A 23,043-nucleotide genomic window follows, 5' to 3' on the forward strand; every position below is an offset into this window, starting at 1 on the left:
TGGGACAAACTTTATACTCGCCGCCATGCAAAACACCAGCGCTTCGTCGGCGCAGGAAGAGCGGCCCGGCGCCTCGCCGGGCGAGGACGGGGCTGCCCCGCCGCGGGCGGGCCGCCGGGGATCCAGGCCGCGCGCCGTCGTGATCGGCAGCGGCTTCGGGGGGCTCGCGGCGGCCGTGCGGCTCGGGGTGCGGGGCTACGAGGTCACGGTCGTCGAGAAGCTCGACGCGCCGGGCGGGCGCGCGTACGTGCACCGGCAGGACGGCTTCACCTTCGACGCGGGGCCGACCGTCATCACGGCGCCGTTCCTCTTCGAGGAGCTCTGGCAGCTCTGCGGCCGGAAGATGGCCGACGACATCGACCTCAGGCCGGTGACGCCGTTCTACCGGATCCGCTTCCACGACGGCGTGACCTTCGACTACACGGGCGACGCCGCCGCGATGCGCGCCGAGGTCGCGCGCCTGTCACCCGGCGACGTCGCGGGCTACGAGCGCTTCGTCAAGATGAGCGAGGCGATCTTCCGCGTCGGCTTCGAGGAGCTCGCCCACGTGCCGTTCGGGTCGTGGACGGACATGGCGCGCATCGTGCCTGACATGATGCGGCTCGAGAGCTACCGCACGGTCTACGGGCTCGTCGCGAAGCACGTGAAGGACGACCGCCTGCGCCAGGTGCTGAGCTTCCACCCGCTGCTCGTCGGCGGGAACCCGTTCTCGACCACCTCGATCTACAGCCTGATCGCGTTCCTCGAGCGCAACTGGGGCGTGCACTTCCCGATCGGCGGCACCGGCGCCCTCGTGCGCGGGCTCGTGGCCCTCATCGAGGGGCTCGGCGGGTCGGTGCGGTGCGGCGCCGAGGTGCGGCGCATCGCGGTCGAGGGCGGCCGCGCGCGCGGCGTCGAGCTCGCGTCGGGGGAGCGGCTCGCGGCCGACGTCGTGGTCTCGAACGCGGACTCGGCGTGGACGTACCGGCACCTCGTGGCGCCCGAGGCGCGGAGGCGCTGGACCGACCGCCGCATCGAGCGGCAGCGCTACTCGATGAGCCTCTTCGTGTGGTACTTCGGCACGCGCCGGCAGTACCCGGACGTCGCGCACCACACCATCCTCCTCGGCCCGCGGTACAAGCCGCTGCTCGAGGACATCTTCCAGAGGCACGTGCTCGCAGACGATTTCAGCCTGTACCTGCACCGGCCGACCGCCACGGACCCGGCCCTCGCGCCGCCCGGGTGCGACGCGTTCTACGTGCTGTCGCCGGTGCCGAACCTGCTCAGCGGCACGGACTGGCCCGCGACCCAGGAGCGCTACCGGCGCTCCGTCGCGGCGCTGCTCGAGGCGACGCTCCTGCCGGGGCTCGAGGGCGCGCTCGCGAGCTCGCGGCTCCTCACGCCGCAGGATTTCCAGGACCGGCTGCTGTCGTTCCGGGGCGCGGCGTTCGGGCCGGAGCCGGTGCTCACGCAGAGCGCCTTCTTCCGGCCCCACAACGCGAGCGAGGACGTCGAGCACCTCTACCTCGTCGGGGCAGGGACGCACCCGGGGGCCGGCCTGCCCGGGGTGCTCTCGTCGGCGCGCGTGCTGGATCGGGTGGTGCCGGATGCATCGACCTTCCGTTGAGGCGTCGGCGGCGGACTTCGCCGCGTGCAGGGCGCTCCTGCGCAAGGGGTCGAAGAGCTTCGCCGCCGCGGCGCTCCTCCTGCCCGCGCGGGTGAGGGAGCCGGCCGCGGCGTTCTACGCGTTCTGCCGCGTCGCCGACGACGCGGTCGACGAGCTCGGCGAGCACGCCCCGCCGTCCGCGGCCGCGGCGGCGGTGGCGGCCCTGCGCGAGCGGCTCGCGCGCGCGGCGACGGGCCGCCCCGACGACGGCCCCGTCGACCGGGCGCTCGCCCACGTCATGGCGGCGCACGCGCTGCCGCGCGCGTTCATCGAGGCGCTGCTCGAGGGGTTCGCGTGGGACGCGGAGGGGCGCCGCTACGAGACGCTCCCGGAGCTGAACGCCTACGCGGCGCGCGTGGCGGGCGCCGTGGGCGCGACGATGTCGACGCTCATGGGGGCGCGCGGGCCCGACGCGCTCGCGCGGGCGTGCGATCTGGGCGTCGCCATGCAGCTCACGAACATCGCGCGCGACGTCGGGGAGGACGCCCGACGCGGGCGGATCTACCTGCCGCTCGCGTGGATGCGCGAGGCCGGGATCGAGCCGGACGCGTGGCTCCTGCGGCCCGCCTTCGACGACCGGCTGGGGCGGATCGTCTCGCGGCTGCTCGCCGAGGCGGAGGTGCTCTACCGCCGCGCGGGCGCCGGGATCCCGATGCTGCCGCGCGACTGCCGCGCCGCGATCCAGGCGGCGCGGCTGATCTACGCGGACATCGGGCGCGCCGTCGCGCGCCGCGGCTTCGACTCGGTGTCGGCGCGGGCCGTGGTGTCGCCGGGCCGCAAGCTGTGGCTGGTGCTGCAGGCGCTCGTCCGCAGGCCGGTCGCGCCGGCGGAGGAGCGCGAGCTCGGCGCGGCGCCGCCGCTCGACGAGGTCCGCTTCCTCCTGGAGGCGGCCCGATGAGCGCCGGGGCGGGCGGCGCGGCGGCGCGGGAGCTCGACGCGGCGCGGGCGCGCGTGCGCGAGGCGGGCGGCGAGGCGCTGCTCGCGCGCCTCGAGCACCTCGACGCGGCGCGGGCCGAGCCCTCGGGGCCGGCGGCGCCGCCGCGGCCGCCGGACCGGGGCGCCGCCGTCGATTTCGACGTCGTCGTCGCGGGCGGCGGGCTGTCGCTCCTGCTCGCGCCGATGCTCGCGTCGGCCGGGCTGCGGGTCGCGGTGCTCGACCGGGCGCGGATCGGCGCGGCGCACCGCGAGTGGAACGCCGGGACGGCCGAGGTGGCCGCGCTCGAGGCGTCGGGGATCTTCGCGCCGGGCGAGGTGGGGCGGCTCGTGGTCGCCCGCTACGTCGAGGGGCTGTGCCGCTGGCACGGCGGCGGGACGTACCCGGTGCGCGGCGTGCTCGATCACGCCATCGACGCGGGGGGTCTGCTCGCCGCGGCGCGGGCCCGGGCCGAGGCGCTCGGGGTGACGCTGCTCGACGGGCACGCGCTGCTCGGGCACGCGGAGGGTCCGGACGCGGTCGCGCTCGCGGTGGCCGAGGCGCGGCCGGGCGCCGCGCCGCGCGGCCTGTCCGCGCGGCTCCTCGTCGACGCGCGCGGCGCGGCGAGCCCCTACGCGACCGCGGATCTGGTCTGTCCGACGGTCGGCGGCGTGCTCGCGGGGCTGGCCGAGGGCGACGGCGCGCGGCGGATCCGGCCGGACGTCGGCGAGATCCTCGCCACCACGGAGGACGTCGAGGAGGGCCGGCAGCACCTCTGGGAGGCGTTCCCGGGGCGGCCGGGCGAGACGACGGTCTACCTCTTCTATTACGCGCGCTCCGGGGACGTCGGGCCGGGCGCGCTCCTGTCGCTCTACGCGCGGTTCTTCCGGCTCCTCTCGCGGTACAAGGAGGGCGACGCGCGCCTCGTCCGGCCGACGTTCGGGTTCATCCCCGGCTGGTCGCGGCTGTCGGCCGCGCCGCGCGCGCCGGGGCGGCGGGTGCGGCTCGTGGGCGACGCGGCGGCGCGGCACTCGCCGCTGACGTTCTGCGGCTTCGGCGCGAACGTCCGCGAGCTCGCGACCACGGCCGCCGACCTGGCGCGCGCGGTGGCGGACCCGAGCGCGCCGAGCACGGCGCGCGACGCGCCGGTGCACTCGGGCACGGGCGCGCTCGCGGCCCTCATGGCGAGGCCGGCCGGCGGGGCGAGGGCAGGGGAGATGAACGCGCTCCTCAACACGGCGTTCGCCGTGCTCCACGCGATGGGCGACGACGCCTACGCGGCGCTCCTGCGCGACGAGATGCAACCCGCCGATTTTGTTCGGTTTTTGCGGGAGACGGCGGCGCGGCGGCCCGAGGTGTACCGCGAGGTCGTGAGCGCGCTGCCGCTCCGGGCCATCGGCCGCTGGGGCGCGGGGCTCGCGCGGGAGCTCTACCGCGCGCGCTGAGGGGGCGCGTCCTCCGCGGCGCCCGCCGCTGCCCGGCGCGCGAGGACGAGGGGCCCGAGGAACAGGCCGTATGGCGGGCCCCCGGTGCTGTGGTGGACGCGGTGCGCGTCGCGGACGCGCGCGAGGTAGGGGATGCGCGCGAGGCCCGAGACCGGGAGCCGCCGGTGGACGAGGCCGTCGTGGACGAGGACGTACGCGAGGCCGAAGGCGGTCATACCGAGGCCGAAGCCGAACGCGGCCTCGCGCAGCGGTCCCGGCGCGCCCTCGCCGCCGTAGATGATGAGCCCGGCGGCGATCGGGGCGTGGAGGAACGCGAGCGCGTCGTTCTGCTCGAAGGCGCCGCGCCGCTTCGTGTGGTGGGAGCGGTGGATGCTCCAGAGGGCGTGATGCCAGACCCTGCCGTGGAGGAGCGCGGCCCACACCTCCATGATCGCGAAGGCGGCGAGCGCCGTGGCGATCCAGATCGCGAGCGTCATCGCGCCCTCCGCATGCGGAACGGCAGGAGGAACTGCACCCAGGGGCTGGCGAAGCGGTCGAGCGAGAGGGCCTCGTGGACGACCGTCGCCGGCTTGCCGGCGAACGTCGCGGCCGCGAGGGAACGCGCGTAGAACGGCGTGTCCTCGTAGGTGCGGAGGAGCCGCGGCGAGGAGCCCGGGTCGGCGGCGATCTCCCGCGCCATGCCCCAGCGCGTGTCGCCGAGCGGCCGCGGGGCGAGCGGCGGGAGCTCGCGCGCGCCGCCCCCCGCGTCGAACGCGGGCGAGAGGAGCACGCGCGTGCCGTCGCGGCGCCGGACATCGTAGGTGAGGGCGATCCCGTCCGAGCCGAGCGCGCGCGACCAGGTCCAGCGGTCGAACGCGCGCTCGAGCGGCTCGTCGCCGGCGTTCGTGTCGAGGTAGGCGCTGCCGGAGAAGCGCAGCGACGGGTGCGCGAGCTCGACCTCGGCGCGCGCGATCGGCGCGAGCGGCGACCAGCGGTGCCGCCCCCAGCGGTCCAGCGCGACCCCGGCGCGCGCGCCCAGCGCCGCGGGCTCGGGCGCGGACGGGCGGAGGCGCACCGTCCCGGCGAGGCGCGAGGGGACTGGCGCCGTGACCTCGTCGAAGGCGACGCGGAGCTCGCCCCCGGACCACTCCATCACGCTCGGGCCGATGGCGAGCGACCGCGGCGCCTGGAAGACGGCGCCCCGCGGCCGCTCGGTCAGCGCCCAGCGATCGGCGCGCGGGCCGTACAGCGCGACGTTCATCGCGCAGTGCATGAGCGGGTCCGCGGCGCCGCGCGCGCGGGCCCTGGCGTAGTACGGCGAGAAGACGCTCCCGAGCATCGCGATGATCGTGATCGCGCTCCGGCCGTCGTCGCTCACCGCGTCCAGGTACCACCAGGCGTAGCCGCCGCTCGGGATCTCGAGGTCGAAGCGAGGTCCTCCATCACGCTCCGCGCCGCCAGCTGGCCGCTCAGCGCCGCCATCGGCACGCCCGCCCCCGGGTGCGCGCTCCCACCGGCGAAGTACAGGCCCGGGAGCTTCGAGCGCGAGGCCGGGCGCGCGAAGGTGGAGTTCCACCCGTGGGACACCGGCCCGTAGAGCGCGCCCCCCGTCGCCGGGAACATGCGCTCGAAGTCCGCCGGCGTCGTCGCCACCGGCGAGGGGCCGGTGCTCTTCAGCGAGAGGCCGAACCGGTGCAGTTGCTGGAACACGCGCTGTTCCCATTCGTGGATCTCCGTGGATGAGAGGGTGTGCATATCACCGGTCGCAGGGGCGTTGACGATGAAAAACAGGCGCTCTTCTGCAGGCGCGGGCGCCGCGGCGAGCTCGGGGGACGGCTGGTTCCAGCGGTCCTCGGCGCAGATGAAGATGGTGGGGTCGCGCGGGGCCTCGGCGCGATCGAAGAGGTGGCGGAACTCGGCCTCGTAGTCCCTCGAGAAGAAGACGTTGTGCCGGAGTAGGGGAAAGCCGCTCACCTCGGCCACGAGCGCCAAGGTGACCGCCGAGAGCGACCGCGGCGCCTCGGCCGGGGCCTTGCGGGCGGCGCGCTGGCCGAACAGGCCGCTCCGCAGCGCCGCCGGGTCGGCGTTCATCACGATCGCGTCGGCCTCGATGCGCTCGCCGCCCTCGAGCACGACGCCCGTCGCCCGGCCGCGGCCCTCCTCGATGCCGGCGACGTGCGCGCCGCAGCGCAGGGTCGCCCCGGCGCGGGTCGCGGCCGCGGCGAGCGCCTCGGCCACCCGGTACATCCCGCCCTCGGGGAGCCAGACGCCCTCGCGCTCCACGTGCGCGATGACGCTCAGCGTCGCCGGCGCGAGGTACGGCGACGAGCCGCAGTAGGTGGCGTAGCGCCCGAACAGCTGCAGGAGGCGCGCGTCCGCGAAGAAGTCGCCGAGCGCGCGGTGGAGGGTGCGGTGCCCGTCGATCTTCATCATCCCGCCGAGGCCCAGGCTGCCCGCCGTGCTCAGGATCGTCTTGAGCGTGGGCCGCTCCGCGCGCAGGAACGGCGCCTCCACCACGTCGAAGATCTCGCGCGCGTACCGGCAGAACCGGCGGTACCCGTCCGCCTCCCGCGCCCCCGCGAGCGCGCCGATCGCGTCCGCGCTGCGCTCGAGGTCCGCGAAGAGATCGAGCGTCGAGCCGTCCGGCCAGGCGTGGCGCGCGAGCGTCTCGACCGGGCGGAGCGGCACGCAGTCCCCGAAGCTCTGCCCGAGCGACGCGAAGATCTCGTCGAAGACCCACCGCATCGTGAGCGCCGTCGGGCCGACGTCGAGGCGGCGATCGCCGATGGCCACCTCGCGCATCTTTCCGCCGACGCGCGCCGCCCGCTCGAGTAGCACGACGTCGAGCCCGTTCGATGCAAGGAGCGCGGCCGCGGTCAGCCCGCCGATGCCCCCGCCGATCACCACGACGCGATCTCGTGTGTCCACCATGGAGCCGCAGTGTACCCGGCGCGGGTGGTTTGTCTATACTTTGTTTAACTAGTGTTCAAACTGTTGACAATCCCTTGATCATCGCCCAAAACTCGGCCGATATGGATTTCGATCGCCGGATCGAGCGCGTCCTTCTCGTCGCCATCGAGTCGCTCTCCTCGCCCGCGTCGCCGCCCGGGCTCCTCGCGGCGACGCACCACGCCGTCTTCCCCGGGGGCGCCCGCATCCGGCCGCGGCTCTGCCTGGCCGTCGCCTCGGCGTACGGCGATCCTGCGCCGGAGGTCGCGGACGCGGCGGCGGCGGCGGTCGAGCTCATCCACTGCGCGTCGCTGGTCCATGACGACCTCCCGTGCTTCGACGACGCGCCGTTCCGGCGCGGCCAGCCCTCGGTCCACCGGGCCTTCGGCGAGCCGATCGCGGTGCTCGCCGGCGATCAGCTGATCGTGCTCGCCTTCGAGGCGCTCGCGCGCGGCGCGTTCCACGCGGTGGCGAGCGGGGTGTCGGACGCGCGGCGGGCGGTCCGGTTCTTCGAGGTGCTCGCGGGCGGCGTCGGGATGCCCCAGGGGATCATCGCCGGGCAGGCGTGGGAGTCGGAGGCGAAGGTCGCGCTGTCGGCGTACCGGCGCGCGAAGACGGGGGCGCTGTTCGAGGCGGCGGCGACGCTGGGCGCGCTCTCGGCGGGCCAGGACGGGGCGGCCTGGGGGGACCTCGGGCAGCGCATCGGCGAGGCGTACCAGGTCGCGGACGACGTGCTCGACCTGATCGGCCAGCCGGAGGACATGGGCAAGCCGGCGGGGCGGGACGGGGCGCTGGGGCGGCCGAACACGGCGCTGGAGCTCGGGCTCTCGGGGACGACGCGGCTGCTCCAGCGGCTCATCCAGGACGCGGTCGAGTCGGTGCCGCAGTGCCCGCGGGCCGATGACGTGCGGTCGTGGGCGGTCGAGCTGGGGGACAGGCTCCTCCGGGCGTGCGCGAGGCGGGCGGCAGTCCCGAACGTGAGCTCGGCATAGCGGGCCTCAACCGGCTCCGCCGGAGGGCCCGGCCCCCTCGGGGGGTGTGTTCGCGCCGGGCGCGGACGGGCTGAACTCGCCTGGGACGTCGTGTGCCCGAGGGGGCCTACGGCTATTTTAAAGGGGAGGCCGTCCGAGGCTGATGGCCGGGCTCCAGACATCAGCCCGTCCGCGGCCGGCGCGAACACACCCTCCGCGGGGATCTACGGTTGTTCAAGGGGGAGCTCGGCGGCCGTCCGAGACTTAGGGGTTGCGGAGGAACAGGGCTGTTTGCGCGTCGCCGGACGGAAGCGATAAACGGGCTTCGGGAAAGGCCTTAATGCGGCGTCGATATGAGACAGAGCGCGTGCGGGCCGGCTCGACGAACGCTGTTTGGAGTGCCATCCTCGGCAGGCCTTTCCGCGCCTGCCGCGGCGGGCATGGGCGTGGGGCGGCGCGGAGGGGATATGCCCTGCGCCTCGTGATGCAAGGGGTGGATCGTAGTCCGCGATCGGGGGGATTGGGGATGAGGGCGATTCGGGAGCAGCACGCCACCATCGTTTCTCGCAAGCTCGAGGCCGACAGCCCAGGGGGAATGCGCGAGGCGATCACCTCCGTCGAGCAGCTCGCGCGCGTCGCGCGAGGGCGGCTCCGGGACCGGGTGGTGGACGTCGGGAGCCCGACGAACGCAGGCCTCCGGGGCGCGCCGAGGAGCGCGAGCTTCGTCCGGCCAAGCGCCGCCGTGCCGCTGCACGTGTCGCGCATGCTGCTCGATCGACACCAGCTCGCAGCCCACGCGCTCGCCCACCTCTACGCGGAGATCGAGGCCTGCAGGGCGCTCGCCAGCTGGGCGTGCGAGACCGGCGGCGAGGCCAGGCCCGTCGCAGAGGCGCACGCCGGAGCGCTGCTGCTCTCGCTGCGCGGAGGCGTCGATCTGGGGGGCGGCGAGATCGCGCCGCTCGGCGAGCTCGAGCTCCGCGACGACGAGGTCGCCAAGGCGATCGGACACCCCGCGGTCACGGCGTGGGCGCGCGACGCGGGGTCGGGCGCGGCCGTGGCAACGCTCGCGCGCACGGCCGCGGAGCAGGGGATCCCCGGCTGCGGCGGCGCCGAGGACGAGCGCGTCGGCTGGATACGGCACAACATGCGCGACTTCGTGGAGCGCCTCGTCGAGCCGCTCGCCCCGGAGATCCACCGGCGCAACGGGCTCATCCCGGAGTCGATCGTCCGCCGCATGGGGGAGTTCGGGGTGTTCCGGCTGGCCACCGCGCCCGAGCACGGCGGCGATGGGCTCGGCGCGGCCGCCATGGCCGCCGCCGTCGAGGAGCTCGCGCGCGGGTCGCTCGGCTTCGGCGTGCTCACCATGACCGCCTCCACCGCGGCGGACCTCCTCGCCCGATCCGGCACGGACCTCCAGCGCAGGACGTGGCTGCCGCGCATCGCGGGCGGCGAGGCGCGCTGCGCCCTCGCGCTCTCGGAGCCCGCCTACGGATCCGACCTCGCGCGCGTCGCCACGCGCGCCGAGCGCCAGGCCGATGGCAGCTACCTCATCACCGGCAAGAAGACATGGGTCACCGGCGCGTCGCGCGCCGACCTCGTGCTCACCCTCGCGCGGACCACGACGCCCGGCGGACAGGGGCAGCAGCCGCTCGGGCCAAGCCTCTTCGCCATCGCCAAGCGGCGCGGCGCGCCCGGCGCCGACTTCCCGGACGCGGGGATCGCCGGGGCCGAGCTGCGGGCGCTCGGACAGCGAGGCATGGGCCACTACGAGCTCCGGATCGAGGGGCTCCAGGTCGGCCGCGAGGCGCTGCTCGGCGAGCGCGAGGGCGAGGGGATCGCCCAGCTCCAGCGGTCGCTCGCGATCGGCCGCGTCTACGCGGCGGCGTGCGGCGTGGGCGTGGCGCAGGCCGCGCTGGAGCTCGCGCTCGAGCGGGCCAGGACGCGCGTGCAGTTCGGGTCGCAGCTCATCTCCTTCCCGCGCGTGGCGCACCGGATCGGCGGGCTCATCGCCCGCGTCGCGGCCGCGCGCCAGCTCACGCGCGCCGCCGCGCAGGCCGCGGACACGGGGCAGCCGTGCGAGCTCACGTCCGCCATGGCGAAGCTGTTCTCGAGCCGCGTCGCCTGGGACGCGGCCGACGCCTGCATGCAGGTCCACGGGGCGAACGGCTACGCCGAGAGCTCGGTCCCGGCGCGGCTCCTGCTCGACGCGCGCAGCCTCGCGTTCCACCTGGGCACGCGCGAGGTGCTCGCGCAGGGCATCGCGCGCGCCCTGCTCGAAGGATCGCTGCCCTGAGCGGGCCCGCTCCGGCGCGGCGCGGCGCGCGGGCGCACGCGGCCGTGGGCGCCCGCGCCACGCCGGGCCAGCGCGCGCGGGCGGCGCCGTCGTCAGCGGTGCGCGCCTGTGCCATCATCGCGCGGACCGATGGTCCGCGTCCGCTCTCCCCGCTACGGCCGCAAGCTCGACGATTTCACGGTCGGCGCGGTGTACGCCCACCCCTGGGACGTCACCGTCGACGAGGGGATGCTCGCGCTCTTCGCGGCCTCGTTCCAGGACGCGATCCCGACCTACTCGAGCCGCGTCGCCGCCCGATCGGTGGGGCTCAGGGACAGGCCGGTGAGCCCGCTGCTGCTCCTCAACCTCGGGATCTCCTTCAGCGTCCACGACGTGAGCGAGCAGGCGATCGCGCACCTCGCGTACATCGACGTGCGCTTCCCGGAGGCCTGCTATCCAGGGGACACGCTGCGCGCGAGCTCGATGGTCATCGGCAAGAAGCCGGTGTCGACGGGCGACAAGGGCGTCGTCCACGTCCGGACGCAGGTGGTGAACCAGGACGGGCTGCTCGTCTGCTCGTTCGAGCGCAAGGCCCTCGTGCCCCCCGGCCGCGTCGCGGAGCGCCCCGCGGACGCGCCGCACGCGGTCGTGCAGCCGGACGAGCCCCCGGGGCGCCTGCCGAGGGAGCTCGGCGGCCCGCTCGCGCCGCCGGCGCGCCACGGCGGCTTCGCCTGCTTCTGGGAAGACTTCGAGGTGGGCGACGTGCTCACCCACGAGGTCGGCCGGACGGTCGGCGACAGCGAGCACATGCAGCTCGCGACCCTCCTGCGCAACTCCCACCCGCTGCACCTCGACGAGCAGTACTGCAGGGCGAGCTCCTTCGCGAAGACGCGCGTCGTCCACGGCGGGCTCGTGCTGTCCTGGGTGCTCGCGCTCTCGAGCCGGGACACGGCCGGGTGCGGCGTCTGGGACCTCGGCCTCGACGACGGCGCCCACCCGAGCGGCGTCCTCGCGGGCGACACGCTCTTCGCCGCGTCGAAGGTGATCGCCCGGGAAGAGGCCAGCGCGGGCGCGGGGAGCGTCACGTTCCGGATCGTCGGCGTGAAGAACACGCCGCCCCGCGCGCTGCTCGAGCAGGGGGCCGACCTGTTCACCCCCGAGCTCGGCAAGGCCGACGGCAGGGTCAAGGAAAAGGTCGTGGAGATCACGCGAACGCTGCTCGTGCGGCGACGGAGCTAGGCGCGCTCGCGCGCCGCGACCGCGGAGCGCGCCGCAGAAGAGGGATCCCCCGCGGGGCGCGCCGCGGCATACAATGCGCGTCATGAGCACCGGCGCTCCGCGACGAGGGACAGAACGGCCATGAGCGCGGCTGCGAGCCGTGAGCTCGACGCGCTCCGCGCGCGCGTCGCCGAGCTGGAGCAGGCGCTGTCCCGCGCCGAGGCGTCGCTCCAGCGCGGCTCCAGCGCGGACCGGCCCGCGGCGCCGATCCGCGCGCGGGGCCCCGTCGCCATCGGGTCGGAGGCGCAGCTCGACGAGGCCGAGCAGGCGGCCCAGATGGGCAACTGGCTCTGGGAGCTCGACTCGAACCACGTCACGTGGTCGCGGCAGCTGTTCCGGATCCTGGGCTGCGATCCCGCGACGGACAAGCCGTCGACGGAGGCGTTCCTCGCGGCCGTCCACCCCGACGACCGGGAGCGGATGCACGCCGGCCTGACGCTGGCGATCGAGACCGGCGAGGGAACCGGCGCGAGCGCGTTCCGCGTGCGCCACCGGGACGGCACGGTGCGGGAGTGCCTCCTGAGCAGCCTGCCCGTCGTCGAGGGGGCGGGGCCGCCCACCCGGTTCTTCGGCGCGATCGTCGACCTCACCGAGCGCCGCCGCGCCGAGCAGGAGCTCCGCCGCAGCGAGCGCATGCTCAACGAGGCGCAGCGCATCGCCCAGGTGGGCAGCTGGTCCTACGACCTCGCGTCGCGGACCATCCGCTGGTCCGAGGAGCTCTTCCATATCCTCGGCGTCAATCCGTCGGTGCGCCCGACGTTCGAGCTCTTCGCGAGCCTCATCCACCCGGAGGACCGCCACCGCGTCTTCGGCGGCGCGGAGAGCGCGTCGCCGCTCGGCATCGCGAGCCCCGTCGAGTGCCGTGTCGTGCGCCCGTCGAGCGGGGAGCTGCGGCACGTGCAGATGGCGGCGCAGCTGCTCACGGACGACGCCGGGGCGATCACCGGGCTCGTCGGCACGAGCCTCGACATCACCGAGCGCCGGCGCCTCGAGGAGCAGCTCCTGCACAGCCAGAAGCTCGAGGCGATCGGGCGCCTCGCCGGCGGGGTCGCGCACGACTTCAACAACATGCTCACCGCGATCTTCGGGCACAGGGAGCTCGCGGTGCGCAAGGTGCCGCCGTCGTCGCCCGTGCTCGATCACCTCACGCAGATCGGCACCGCCGCGGAGCGCGCCGCGGCGCTCACGCGGCAGCTGCTCGCGTTCGCGCGCAAGCAGCTCATCCAGCCGACCGTGGTCGACCCGAACGCGCTCATCCTCGGCGTCGAGCCGCTCCTCCGCCCGCTCGTCGGCGAGGACGTGGAGCTCGCCGTGCTGCCGGGGGGCCAGGTCTGGCCCATCCACATCGATCGCGGCCAGTTCGAGCAGCTGCTCATGAACCTCGCCGTGAACGCGCGCGACGCGATGCCCGCCGGGGGCCGCCTGACCATCGAGACCTCGAACACGACGATCGAGGCGGGCGACGCGGCGTCGAGGCCCGAGATCGAGCCGGGCGACTACGTGGAGCTCACGGTCACCGACACCGGGCAGGGCATCGACGACGCCATCCGGCACTACGTGTTCGAGCCGTTCTTCACGACGAAGGAGCCGGGCAAGGGGTCGGGGCTCGGGCTCGCGACGTGCCACGGCATCGTGAAGCAGCACGGCGGCCACATCTGGTTCTCGAGCGCCCCCGGCCAGGGGACGCGCTTCACGATCTGCTTCCCGCGCGTGCGCGGCGCGCCGTCCGAGCAGCCCGCGAGGGCGCCCTCCGCCGTCTCGGGGGGCGGGGAGACGGTGCTCGTCGTGGAGGACGAGGCGCAGGTGCGCGACCTGTGCGTCACCGCGCTGCGCTCGTTCGGGTACTCGGTCCTCGCGGCGCGGAACGGCAAGGAGGCGGTCGCGCTCGCGGCGACCTACTCAGGCGCCATCCACCTGCTCGTGAGCGACGTGGTCCTGCCCGACGCGCGCGGCCCCGCGCTCGCGGCGGCGCTCGCCCGCGCGCGCGCGCCGCTGCCCGTCCTGTACGCGTCGGGCTACACCGAGGACTCCCTCTTCCCGGGCGATCTGCTCGACGGGTCCGTCCACTTCCTCGCCAAGCCGTACACGCCCACGCAGCTCGCGAAGGCGGTGCGCGCCGTGCTCGACGCGTCCGCGCAGGCGCGGCGGGCGAAGGGCCCGGGCGACGCGCCGCCGCCGGCGGCCGCCGAGCGCCTGCAGTGAGCGCGCCCGCGCGCGACGGAGGGCACACACAGCGGAGCGGCGGCGCCGGAGCGCGTCGCGTGTGCGCGCGTGTGTCCGCGCGCGCGCCGCGACGCGCTCCGGCGCCACCGCTCCGCGCTGGCCCGAGCGGCCGGAGAGCATCTATCCTGGGCGGGCGGCCGTCTCGATGAAGATCCGGGGCTCAGCGCTCATGCATACGAGGACCTACCTGCAGACGCGGTGGGGGAGCCAGGCCATGTCGGTCCTCGACGCCAAGCTGCCCGCCGCCGCCCGCGCGGTCTTCTCGTCGCCCGATCTCGTGGCGCACAGCTGGTACCCTGTCGCGGTCTGGAACGCCATCGCGGACGAGATCTCGAGGTGGCCCAACAAGACCGGTGTCATCCGCGATCTCGCGGCCTACGTCGCCGAGCAGGACCTGACGCTGGCGCACAAGGTGCTCATCAAGCTCGGCACGCCCGCGCTCGTCATGCGGCAGGCCGGCGTGATGTGGGGCATGTATTTCAACGGGGGCCGGCTCGCCCCGCTCGCGGAGGGCGAGCGGTTCTTCCGCCTGATCCTCTACCTCGGCGTCGATCCTCAGTCCGACCCGGGGCGCCAGATCTGCAGAGACGCCGTGCCGGCGTGGCAGGAGAACGCGCTCCGGCTCTCGGGCGCGCGGGGCGGGCAGAGCCTCCACACGAGGTGCCGTTTCGAGGGACACCCCACCTGCGAGTACGAGGTGCGCTGGCTCCGCTGAGGCCGCGGCCCCCGCGGGCCAGCGCGCCTTGCCGCGCGAGGCGCGCTGCCCCGCGGGGGCCGCGGCGGCGCGGGCGCGTCACGTCTTGGTGCAGAACGCGAACAGGTTGACCTGCGCCTCCTCGGCGCGCACCTCGACGGGGGTGCTCCCGAATTTCGAGCGGGTGAACAGCGTCTTGAGATCATCGGCGCTGCGATGGATGAGCTCCCATTCGAGGACGTGGTCCATGAAGGCCTTGCTCGGGTTGTTCACCCCGAAGTTGCCCACGACCGCGATGCCCCCGGGGAGGAGCTTGTCGTGCATGCAGTTGAGGAGGCTCACGACGAGGTCGTCGCGGAGGTAGTCGGTGAGCCCGATGCTGTAGATCATGTGCTGGGGCTTGAGCACCGTCCTGCCGCGGCCGTGGGCGAGCCGCACCACGTTGTCCTGGGCGAAGCTGAAGCGGTCCATGACGCCGAGCTCCTCGGCGATGCCGGCCGCGTAGGCGAGGGCCTGGTTGTCGATATCGATGCACGTCGCCTTGATGTCGGGCGGCTCGCCCCCCTCGGCGAAGAGGTCGAACAGCTCGCGGGCGGGGCCGCTCGCCAGGCTGGTCACGAGGACCTGGCCGGGCCCGTGGACGCGGCAGGCCTCCCGGAGCGCGCGGCTCAGCACGCCGCGCCTGTTCTTGACGGCGCGGCAGGCCTCGAGCTCGAGCCCCCAATGGTCGATGAAGCGGCCGAGGCGGCCGTCGCCCGAGGGCTCGTCGTTGTACATCATCTCGATCGTATAGAAATCGCCCGCGTAGCCGCGCGGCTTCGTGTAGCAGCGGTCGACGGTGCGGCTCAGCATGAAGAGCGAGAAGGTCTCGCGGAAGACGTAGGCGCCGATGCCCTTCTCGAGGTGGCGCTCGCGCTCGATGTGCTCGCGCAGCGCGGACACGATCGTCTGGCACGCGGCGCTCACCTTCTCCTGGATCTCCGCCTCGGGGTGCTTGGCCTCCTTGACCATCCTGTCGGCGATCATCATCTCGAACTTGAACTGTTCGACCGTGTCGATGAGCTTCGGAGGGATGTTGTTGGTGCCGGCCTGGCCCGTCCTCGCCGCGTGAAAGCGGTTGACCTGGGGCACGTCCTCGACGAGGAGCGGGGGGAGCATCGCGGTGTTCTCGCGGAGGCGCTGGGCGAGCATGATCGCGAGCGACTGGTAGAAGCGCGCCGCGAGGCCGGGGACGGAGGCAAGCAGCGAGTGGACATACGGGCCCTCGATCACGTCGAGGGTGCACTCCTCGCGGGCGACGACGGAGGCGCTCGCGGCGGCGCTCTCGAGGAACGACATCTCGCCGAAGATGGCGCCGGGGCCGAGCTGGCGGAGGGCCACGCCGCGCCCGAGGTGGGCGACCTCGACGCCGACCAGGCCGCTGCGCACGATGAAGATGCCCTGCCTGCGCGAGCCCTCCTCGAGGATCTGCTCGCCCGGTCGGTAGGTGACGCAGGTCGACTTCTCCAGCAGCAGCCGCTCGTCATCCTGGGTCAAGAACTCGAAACCTGTCGACATGATGCCTCCCGACCACCGCGCGACGCCTCCGCGCCGCGGCGAGCTGGATCCCTCCCCCGCCGCGGCGACCGGACGTCCACGCGTGCGCCTCTTCTACCACGACGCATCGCGACCTCGCTGGGGCATGGCGCGCCCCTCGGCGGCTCGGCCCCGGCCAGGGCCGCGGCCCTCAACGCGGCAGCGCGGCCGCTCCGCTCACCGCGGGGCGCAGGCGGCGAGGCCGCCGTCCTCGGCGAGCAGCAGCACACAGGTGCGGAGCACATCCATTCCGGCAAATCCGTCCGACGGGCAGGCCCCCCGCCGCTCGCCGGGCAAGAGATCGATTTCCGCGGCGGCGTCGAACCCCGCCAGGTGGAGGCGAGCGCCTGACAGCACGGGAAGGGTGTGCTTGCCGGAGGCGGCGTAGGCGCTCCGGCCGCCGGCCGCCCGGTGCGACAGCCGCCTCCCCGCGGGCGAGGCGGCGAAGAGGGAGCTCTGCGACGCGCCCGAGTCGACCTTCAGCGTCACGGCGATCCCGTCGACCGTCGCCGCGGCGGTGATCTCGTGGCCCTGGTTCGGGCCGCCGCAATGGCCGAGCTCCACGACCGCGGCCTCGCCGAACCGCGCCCGGAGCGCGCGGGCGGCCTCGTCGCGGGGCGCCTCGGTCATCCGGCCCTCGCGCAGGTCGAGCACGACGACGCGGCCCGGCCCGGCGAGCGCCTGCGGCGCGAGGACGCCGCCGATCCCGAGCCGCTGCAGCGCGTCGGGGACGGGGACGACGAGCAGCGCGGGGGCGTCCACCGAGCCCCACCCGGCGAGCGCGATCGTCGCGCGCTCGATGCGGGAGACGGGCAGAGGCCTGCCCGCGTGATCGACCGCGACGTCGCCGGCGGTCGAGAGCGGCAGCGCGAGCTCGTCGGCGAGCCAGCGGGCGATCACGTGGTGGGAGGCGCCGGTGTCGACGATCAGCGTGGTCGGCTGGCCGGCGACGACGGCATCGATGAGCGGCGAGGGGAACGGGCGTTCGTTGAGCTCGAACTGGAGGCTCGCCCGGCGCCCCCCGGCGCTCGCCGGCGACGGCGCCGCCGGGCTCGCCGGCGCCGCGCGCGGAGGCCCGCCGGCGGCGCCTTCGGCCGGCGTCGCGCCGTGCGCCGAGGCCGGCGCCGCGCGGACCGCGGCGGGCTCGGCGCAGCCGGCCGCCGCGAGCGCGCCGGCGGCGAGGGAGATCGAGAGCGCGAGGGCGGCGCCCCCACGAGCGCGCTTCACCCGCGTCACCTGCGCTCGACCTGCCGCGGTGAAGGGCGGCCCCGGCGCCGGGCCTCGCCGCGCGCGCCCCTCCTCGCGGCGCTCGCAGAGGAGGAGAGCCTCTCTCGCATCGTCATCAATCCATCATTGGCCGGCGCTCGACCTCGGTCAAGCGGCCTCTACCGATGAGCCCGGAGCGCCGCGCCGGTGAGCGCGGGCGGCCTTGAGGTGTGTCGCCAGCAGAAACCGCACCTCGGCGGCTCGGCGACTCGGCGGCGTGCCCTCGTGTTCTCTGCCTCTCTCGCGGCGCTCGGCGTCGGTGCGCTGGCGGCGCCAAGACATCTGCGCCGAGCTTCGTCGCGCCGGTTGTCAGTCGGCTCGTCCGGCTCCAAGGTGTGCGCAGGAGAGGGCAAACGCATGATCCACATCGAGGCGAGGCACGTGATCCGCTGCGACGAGGACACCTTCTGGGAGCTGTTCTTCAGCGGTGAGGTCAATGAACGGATGTACCGCGACGTCCTCAAATTCCCCTCGTTCGAGGTGCTGGAGCAGCGGGAGGACGAGCGCACGCGGGTGCGCAAGGCGGTCGGGCAGCCCCGTATCCACGCGCTCCCCGCCGCCCTTCAATCGATGCTCGGGCCGAACTTCCGTTACGTCGAGGAGAGCGTCTTCGACAAGGCCGCGCGGACGTGGAGCTGGACCATGGCGCCGAGCCTGCTCTCCGATCGGCTGCGCAACTGGGGCACCCTGCGGGTCGAGCCGTCGGGTCCCGGCCAGGTGACGCGCGTGGCGAGGGCCACGATCGAGGCGAAGATCTTCGGATTCGGCAAGATGCTCGAGGGCATCATGGAGAAGGAGATGCGCGCGGGCTGGGACGACAGCGCGGCGTTCCTGAATCGATGGATCGCGGAGCACCCGGCCCGGGCGGCGGCGAGCGTCCAGCCGGCGTGAGGGGAGCGCGCCTCGCCCGGAAGGCCGGGCGGAGCGGCGATCACGGGCTCAGGGAGGCGCCGAGGCGGCGCTCCACCTCGGCGCGGGTCGGATAGGAGGGCTGGCACCCCTCGCGCTCGACCGAGATGGCCGCCGCCGCGATCGCCAGGCGCAACGCGGCCTCGATGGCCATCCCGGAGGCGAGCCCGCCGGCGAGCACGCCCGCGAGCGCGTCGCCCGCGCCGGTCGTGTCGACGGCGCGCGCGGGGAGGGCGGGGAGCTCCTCGCCCGAGGGCAGCAGCACGGCGCCGCGGGCGCCGCGGGTGAGCACCACGCGCGCCGGCAGGTGACCTCGCAGCGCCTCGTGCTCGAGCTCGTTGACCACGGCGAGGTCGAACCGGCCGACGAGCGCGGGGTCGATGGCGTTGACGGGCGACGGATTGCAGATCGACAGCGCGCCGTCCGCCCGCGCGGCCGACAGCACGCCGGCGATGGCCTCGGCCGGGATCTCGCCCTGGCACAGCCAGACCGACGCCCCGCACGGCGCGGGCGGCGCGACGAGCGCGTTGGCGCCGGGGAGCGCGAGGATCTGGTTCTCGCCGGCGTCGTCGACGCAGATGAGGGCCACGCCGGTCGTCGCGCCGCGGTGGACCGCCACGGCGGAGAGGTCCACGCCGTCGGCGGCGAGCGCGGCGGCGCAGAGCTCGCCGTGGGCGTCGTCGCCGCGCGCGCCCGCGAGCCGCACACGGGCGCCGGAGCGCGCCGCCGCGACCGCCTGGTTCGCGCCCTTGCCGCCCGGCGCGACGAGGAAGCGGCGGCCCAGCACCGACTCGCCCGGGCGCGGTAGCCGCGGGCCGTAACCGAGGAGATCGGCGGTGATCGAGCCGCAGATCGCGAGCAACCCCATGTCCGCGGCATACCACGAACGCGGCGGCGCGGCGCCGCGGGGCGGGCGCTCGCGCCGACGGGGCGGCCGCTCGCTCGAGATCAGCCGCCGAGCGCGCCGCCCGCGTGGCCGGACGCCAGCGCGAGCCCGAGGGCGAGCAGCATCGTGCGGCCGAGCAGCCATGCGAGCGCGCGCAGCGGCCATTTCGCCCGGCGCGCCGCTTCGCTCCGCGCCCCCTCGCCGCGCTCGTGCTCCGCCTTGCCGGCGCGCGAGAGCCGGTGTCTCCGGGCCCTCTCCATCCGCTTCTGCGCCGACTCGCTGGCGAGCTGCGCCGGCGTGCGCGCCGTGGGCCGCGGGCAGATCTCGGCGTCGAAGAGCAGGGCGCCGTCTGGGGCGTAGCGGCGCGCGCCCGAGCCGTTCTCGAAGAGCCAGACGCCGTCGTCGGCGGCGAGGAGCACGGAGTCGCGCCACACGCGATCGGCCGGGCCGTCGAGGCAGGTGCGGAGCTCCTCGTCCCCGGGCCGGGCCACCCAGAGGCGGCGGTGGTTGAGCACGCCGACGAGCCCGCTCCGGCTGAGCGAGAACGCGAGCCCGTCGAGCGAGCCGTCCTTCGGATTGACAAGGAACGTCCTGAGCCCGCCGCGCGGATCGACCACGTCGAGCCGCACCCCGCGGTGGCGGGAGAGGACGCCGAGCCCGCCGCCGGGCAGGCGCCGGACGACCTTCACGCCGCGCCGGCCGAGGACCGCTCCGGGGAGCGCGGCGGCGTCGCCTTGCACCACGGCGAGGCGTCCCTTGTCGATCCTCAGCTGGAGGCCGAGCGCGCGCGCCTCCCGCCCGTGGAGCGACGCGATCATCGCGCCGCTCGTCGCATGTTTCCCGAGCGAGGCGCCCGTCGTGCCGTCGAGCACCTCGTGCCCTTCTCGGGAGGAATAGAGGATGACGCGCTCGCCGTCGGACGCGAGGCCGAGCGCCTGCTTCCCGAGCCTGCCGGGGACGCGCTCGCGCCGGAGCCACCGCACCCGGAGGTCCGGGTCGAGCGCCATGACGACGCGCTCGTGCACCTCGTCGAGGTTCCGCGGCCCGGTCCACGCTCCGCTGGAGAGCGAGAGCAGGACGAACCCTCCGTCGTCGAGCGGAGCGACCCTGGGCGCCTCCCTCCAGTCGAAGAGCCCTTCTTGCACGGGCGCGGCGTGCCCGCTGATCGGGGCGAACCGCTCCGACGCGATGAGCCACGGTATCGGCGCGCGGTCACGGGCGCGTTGCGACGATGTTTCGGGGACGTGCGGGGCCGCGGCGCAGCGCTCGCAGTCCGCCGCGGGAGCGCTGGAGTCGCGGGCGCCGCCGCAAAGCGCGCAGGGCGAAGGATCGAGCCCCGGGCCGTCGGGGCGCTCGTCCGGGGGCGCGATCTCGGCCTCCTCTCCGACGAGGACCGCCTCGGGATCGAGCCCGGCGATGGGGATGTCCGCCGGCCAGCGGCGGCGGGCGTGCTGCGCCCCGCAGCTCGAGCACGGGAGGGGCGTGAGCGCGCTCGAATCCACCGCGAGCGGCGTCCGGCAAGAGCGGCACGCGGGCTTCGACCGAGAAAATTCGAGCGACAGAGACATTTCCTGCACGCGCTGCACCTCGCCTGGCAGCAGGCGCGGCGCGCGGTAGAGCGGCTCGCGTAGCATACGATGCCACACGCGGTTGGCGATCTCGGTGAACGTGCCGCACCCCGAGCAGAAGATCTTCGTGTCGACCCGGTTGATGGGCAGCATCGCCTGGCAATACTGGCACCGCCCCCGCATCGTTACGCACAGCGCTTCCACGGCAGCGTCCTCGCTTCCCGCCTTCGTCCCGCGCGATACGCCCGAGGACGGTGAATGATAAAAGCGACATCGGTGACGAGATGTCAAGTCACAGTTCCGCGGATTCCAGTCGAGGAACTGCAATGGATCTGCGCCGCGCTGGAATCCAGTCTGCCGGTTGCTCTCGTCGGTTGGCTTTGGTCGGCTGTCGTCGTGGGCGGCGTGCGTTGCGCTTCCACGCGGCGCGGGTCTGCGATATCGCGGTTTCGGCATTGCGAGGGGGGCCGCCGGGGGGAGCCGGCGCTGTGAGCCGCGGTGAGTGTGTGTGCAATAGAGTGCGCTTCGAAAATACGGCCGAGCTTCGGCGTGTCGTTTCCTGTCACGGCTCGATGTGCCGGTTGCCGACGAGGGGTCGCCTGCGTCCTGCGGCGTGCCTGGATGCTCCGGAGGCAGGTAAATATATGAAGAATTTAACGCAAAGGCGCAAAGGCGCAAAGACGCAAAAAAGAAAGAGAGAGAAGGGGCGAGCTCTCTCTCTCTCTCTCTGCGCCTTTGCGCCTTTGCGCCTTTGCGCCTTTGCGCCTTTGCGCCTTTGCGTTAAACGTGGATTTCGCGCCTACGAGGCCGATCCGACGCGTGAGAAATCCGGCGTCGTAAACGGAACGCCTTGAAAGAAAGGCTCGGCGTGGCGACTCGTCCGGGTTGCTATGACCAAACGAAGGCACACGCCGAGCACCTTGAAGGTGCGCCGGCGCGAGCTCGGGTTCAAGAGGAAAGGCGACGGGCATCGCCAGGAGCGAATCCGGCGGCCGGACCCTCGCAGGATTCACGTCGAGCTCACGGAGAAGAACCTGACCGGAGTCGCAGGGCTTGCCACTTTCGGTGCCTTCATTCGCGAGCTCGGCCTCGACGCGACCCTGAGCCGCAGGTTCTCCCGGCTCAAGACGGGCCGCTCGGTCATCTACCCCATGGCCGCGCAGATGCGCCTGCTGATGGACAGCGCGCTCGCCGGTGAGGAGCGCGTCTTCGGCATCGAGGCGCTCGCCGTCGATCCGCTCTTCGTGCATCTCGCAGGCGGGGTCGTCCCGAGCATCGACACCGTCTACCGGGACCTGTGCCGGTTCGACGAGGATGCGCTCGAAGCGCTGCACAGCATGGTCGTCGACCACGGGCTCGCCCTCGTTGCTCGCCGAAAGCACCGGTTCCTCCATATCGACGTCGATACGACCGTGGAGCCGCTCTTCGGCATGCAAGAGGGGGCACTTCCGGGCCCGAACCCACGCTACCACGGCCGGCCGAGCTATCATCCGATCCTGGCGCGCATCGCCGAGGTCGAGGCCATCGTCGGGGCCAAGCTGCGACCGGGCGATACGAGCTTCGGCGAAGCCGATGTGCCCTTCGTCGAGGAGTGCATCGACCGGGCGCGCGCCGCAGTGCCGAGCGCGGCCATCTACGTGCGGATCGATGGCGCAGGGGATTGCAGCGCCTTGATGCACGCCGTCGCCGCGAAGGGATGCTTTTTCCTGACCAAGGCGCGGATGAGCCCCGATATGGTGGGCATGGTCGCATACGCCACCGGATGGCGTACCATCGACCGGGATGCCGACGGTCGTCCTCGAAGGCAGGTGACCGAGGTCCCCTTCCGGCGCAGCGGTTGGCCGGAGGGGGTCCGCGTGATCGCCGTACGCACACGCGACCGGGACAACGGCAAGCAGATCTACCTCTGGGAGGGCCTCGACTACACGGTGCAGGTCTTCCTGACCAACGAGCCGGTCGAAGCGCCGGAAGACGTCGCGGCGCGGTATGACCTGCGCGCGGGTATCGAGCCGCTCATCGGCGATCTCAAGCATGGGTGGGGATGCGGTCGCGTGCCGAGCCATAGCTTCAACGCCAATCACGCCGCGCTGCTGCTGAAATTGCTGACCGCTAACCTGAATCGCCGCTATGTGCTGGAGCACGTTCCGCACCTGGCAAGCTGGCGAACACCGTGGCTGCGCCGAGCGCTGATCCTCGTCCCGGGGCGGCTGGCCCGCTCGGCTCGGGGCACGAAGCTGCACGTGCCAGAGCGCTCGCAGCTCGCCCGCCGGCTGAATTGAGTCCGGAACCAGCCGAAATCACGGTGGGGGGTAAGGGGGGCGTGTGCCTTCGCGACGCGCTGAGCGCGTTCAATTGTAACGGACGTCGCATTCGTCGGCGAATCGCCGCTCGCGCATCGCCGTCGGCCCGCTCGTGCCCCGTGGGCGCGAAATCCAGGCTAAATTCTCTTCTCTCTATCTCCCTCTCCTGA

At 73.8% G+C, this 23,043-nt stretch carries 17 protein-coding genes; 10 read left to right on the top strand and 7 right to left on the bottom strand.

The features are described from left to right. Positions 1-25: 25 nt before the first annotated feature. The 3 genes from WMF20_RS03900 to WMF20_RS03910 are packed head-to-tail and all read left to right on the top strand — an operon-like array spanning position 26 to position 4,003. On the top strand, positions 26-1,606 hold the full coding sequence (locus tag WMF20_RS03900; RefSeq protein ID WP_437610795.1) for a phytoene desaturase: 1,581 nt from the start codon (positions 26-28) through the stop codon (positions 1,604-1,606). Further along, entirely contained in the window at positions 1,587-2,543 is a 957-nt protein-coding gene (locus WMF20_RS03905) for a phytoene/squalene synthase family protein (protein WP_129573060.1), read from the top strand. Before WMF20_RS03900 ends, WMF20_RS03905 begins: the two co-directional genes overlap by 20 nt. Beyond that, complete coding sequence (locus WMF20_RS03910) at positions 2,540-4,003, top strand: lycopene cyclase (RefSeq protein ID WP_437610797.1); 1,464 nt, start codon at positions 2,540-2,542, stop codon at positions 4,001-4,003. The genes WMF20_RS03905 and WMF20_RS03910 overlap by 4 nt, the downstream gene beginning before the upstream one ends. On the opposite strand, the gene WMF20_RS03915 is transcribed toward WMF20_RS03910, so the two are convergent. Genes WMF20_RS03915 through crtD form a run of 3 tightly spaced genes read right to left on the bottom strand, consistent with a single transcriptional unit; the run spans position 3,988 to position 6,913 of the window. After that, positions 3,988-4,479 carry a beta-carotene hydroxylase gene (locus WMF20_RS03915; RefSeq protein ID WP_437610799.1) on the bottom strand — a complete coding sequence of 164 codons (492 nt, stop codon included), beginning with the start codon at positions 4,477-4,479 and terminating at the stop codon, positions 3,988-3,990. The two genes, WMF20_RS03910 and WMF20_RS03915, sit on opposite strands and share 16 nt — an antisense overlap. Next, entirely contained in the window at positions 4,476-5,360 is an 885-nt protein-coding gene (locus WMF20_RS03920; RefSeq protein ID WP_437610801.1) for a carotenoid 1,2-hydratase, read from the bottom strand. Before WMF20_RS03920 ends, WMF20_RS03915 begins: the two co-directional genes overlap by 4 nt. Then, positions 5,357-6,913, bottom strand: a complete 1,557-nt coding sequence (gene crtD / locus WMF20_RS03925; protein WP_437610803.1) for a 1-hydroxycarotenoid 3,4-desaturase CrtD — start codon at positions 6,911-6,913, stop codon at positions 5,357-5,359. The genes WMF20_RS03920 and crtD overlap by 4 nt, the downstream gene beginning before the upstream one ends. A 101-nt stretch (positions 6,914-7,014) precedes the next feature. Between crtD and WMF20_RS03930 the strand changes: the two genes are divergently transcribed. The 5 genes from WMF20_RS03930 to WMF20_RS03950 all read left to right on the top strand — a co-directional run bounded on the left by WMF20_RS03930 (position 7,015) and on the right by WMF20_RS03950 (position 14,390). Continuing rightward, positions 7,015-7,923, top strand: coding sequence for a polyprenyl synthetase family protein (locus tag WMF20_RS03930; protein ID WP_129581136.1), 909 nt, complete (start codon positions 7,015-7,017; stop codon positions 7,921-7,923). A 505-nt stretch (positions 7,924-8,428) separates the two neighbouring features. Further along, the gene (locus WMF20_RS03935) at positions 8,429-10,195 is read left to right on the top strand and encodes an acyl-CoA dehydrogenase family protein (protein WP_437610805.1); all 1,767 of its coding nucleotides are present in this window, start codon (positions 8,429-8,431) and stop codon (positions 10,193-10,195) included. 129 nt (positions 10,196-10,324) lie between these two features. Continuing rightward, the gene (locus WMF20_RS03940; RefSeq protein ID WP_437610807.1) at positions 10,325-11,413 is read left to right on the top strand and encodes a MaoC family dehydratase; all 1,089 of its coding nucleotides are present in this window, start codon (positions 10,325-10,327) and stop codon (positions 11,411-11,413) included. 120 nt (positions 11,414-11,533) lie between these two features. Continuing rightward, positions 11,534-13,654 (top strand): ATP-binding protein, encoded by a 2,121-nt coding sequence (locus WMF20_RS03945; RefSeq protein ID WP_437610809.1) that lies wholly within the window; start codon positions 11,534-11,536, stop codon positions 13,652-13,654. Positions 13,655-13,844: 190 nt separating this feature from the next. Beyond that, positions 13,845-14,390 (top strand): hypothetical protein, encoded by a 546-nt coding sequence (locus WMF20_RS03950; protein WP_148313296.1) that lies wholly within the window; start codon positions 13,845-13,847, stop codon positions 14,388-14,390. Between the two features lie 78 nt (positions 14,391-14,468). Here the strand turns inward: WMF20_RS03950 and WMF20_RS03955 are convergent, their stop codons facing one another. Together WMF20_RS03955 and WMF20_RS03960 are read right to left on the bottom strand one after the other, a co-directional pair. Then, the gene (locus WMF20_RS03955) at positions 14,469-15,926 is read right to left on the bottom strand and encodes a cyclic nucleotide-binding domain-containing protein (RefSeq protein WP_437610811.1); all 1,458 of its coding nucleotides are present in this window, start codon (positions 15,924-15,926) and stop codon (positions 14,469-14,471) included. A 195-nt stretch (positions 15,927-16,121) separates the two neighbouring features. Next, the gene (locus WMF20_RS03960) at positions 16,122-17,171 is read right to left on the bottom strand and encodes a retropepsin-like aspartic protease (RefSeq protein WP_437610813.1); all 1,050 of its coding nucleotides are present in this window, start codon (positions 17,169-17,171) and stop codon (positions 16,122-16,124) included. A 396-nt stretch (positions 17,172-17,567) separates the two neighbouring features. Here WMF20_RS03960 and WMF20_RS03965 point away from each other — a divergent pair, with 396 nt between their 5' ends. After that, positions 17,568-18,101 (top strand): DUF2505 family protein, encoded by a 534-nt coding sequence (locus WMF20_RS03965; protein ID WP_437610815.1) that lies wholly within the window; start codon positions 17,568-17,570, stop codon positions 18,099-18,101. Positions 18,102-18,141: 40 nt separating this feature from the next. Here WMF20_RS03965 and WMF20_RS03970 read toward each other — a convergent pair whose 3' ends face one another. Continuing rightward, complete coding sequence (locus WMF20_RS03970) at positions 18,142-18,987, bottom strand: ribokinase (protein ID WP_437610817.1); 846 nt, start codon at positions 18,985-18,987, stop codon at positions 18,142-18,144. An 80-nt stretch (positions 18,988-19,067) separates the two neighbouring features. Next, positions 19,068-20,777, bottom strand: coding sequence for a hypothetical protein (locus WMF20_RS03975; protein WP_437610819.1), 1,710 nt, complete (start codon positions 20,775-20,777; stop codon positions 19,068-19,070). A gap of 686 nt (positions 20,778-21,463) precedes the next feature. Between WMF20_RS03975 and WMF20_RS03980 the strand changes: the two genes are divergently transcribed. Further along, complete coding sequence (locus WMF20_RS03980; protein ID WP_437610821.1) at positions 21,464-22,852, top strand: IS1380 family transposase; 1,389 nt, start codon at positions 21,464-21,466, stop codon at positions 22,850-22,852. Positions 22,853-23,043: the final 191 nt, after the last annotated feature.

It is taken from the genome of Sorangium sp. So ce834, from assembly GCF_051521425.1.
Lineage (GTDB): Bacteria > Myxococcota_A > Polyangia > Polyangiales > Polyangiaceae > Sorangium > Sorangium cellulosum_D.

Coding starts and splice junctions, on each gene's coding strand:
- crtD (WP_437610803.1), bottom strand. CDS start 6,913: ATGGTGGACACACGAGATCGCGTCGTGGTGATCGGCGGGGGCATCGGC.
- WMF20_RS03915 (WP_437610799.1), bottom strand. CDS start 4,479: ATGACGCTCGCGATCTGGATCGCCACGGCGCTCGCCGCCTTCGCGATC.
- WMF20_RS03970 (WP_437610817.1), bottom strand. CDS start 18,987: ATGGGGTTGCTCGCGATCTGCGGCTCGATCACCGCCGATCTCCTCGGT.
- WMF20_RS03950 (WP_148313296.1), top strand. CDS start 13,845: ATGCATACGAGGACCTACCTGCAGACGCGGTGGGGGAGCCAGGCCATG.
- WMF20_RS03935 (WP_437610805.1), top strand. CDS start 8,429: ATGAGGGCGATTCGGGAGCAGCACGCCACCATCGTTTCTCGCAAGCTC.
- WMF20_RS03930 (WP_129581136.1), top strand. CDS start 7,015: ATGGATTTCGATCGCCGGATCGAGCGCGTCCTTCTCGTCGCCATCGAG.
- WMF20_RS03980 (WP_437610821.1), top strand. CDS start 21,464: ATGACCAAACGAAGGCACACGCCGAGCACCTTGAAGGTGCGCCGGCGC.
- WMF20_RS03955 (WP_437610811.1), bottom strand. CDS start 15,926: ATGTCGACAGGTTTCGAGTTCTTGACCCAGGATGACGAGCGGCTGCTG.
- WMF20_RS03940 (WP_437610807.1), top strand. CDS start 10,325: ATGGTCCGCGTCCGCTCTCCCCGCTACGGCCGCAAGCTCGACGATTTC.
- WMF20_RS03945 (WP_437610809.1), top strand. CDS start 11,534: ATGAGCGCGGCTGCGAGCCGTGAGCTCGACGCGCTCCGCGCGCGCGTC.
- WMF20_RS03905 (WP_129573060.1), top strand. CDS start 1,587: ATGCATCGACCTTCCGTTGAGGCGTCGGCGGCGGACTTCGCCGCGTGC.
- WMF20_RS03910 (WP_437610797.1), top strand. CDS start 2,540: ATGAGCGCCGGGGCGGGCGGCGCGGCGGCGCGGGAGCTCGACGCGGCG.
- WMF20_RS03900 (WP_437610795.1), top strand. CDS start 26: ATGCAAAACACCAGCGCTTCGTCGGCGCAGGAAGAGCGGCCCGGCGCC.
- WMF20_RS03965 (WP_437610815.1), top strand. CDS start 17,568: ATGATCCACATCGAGGCGAGGCACGTGATCCGCTGCGACGAGGACACC.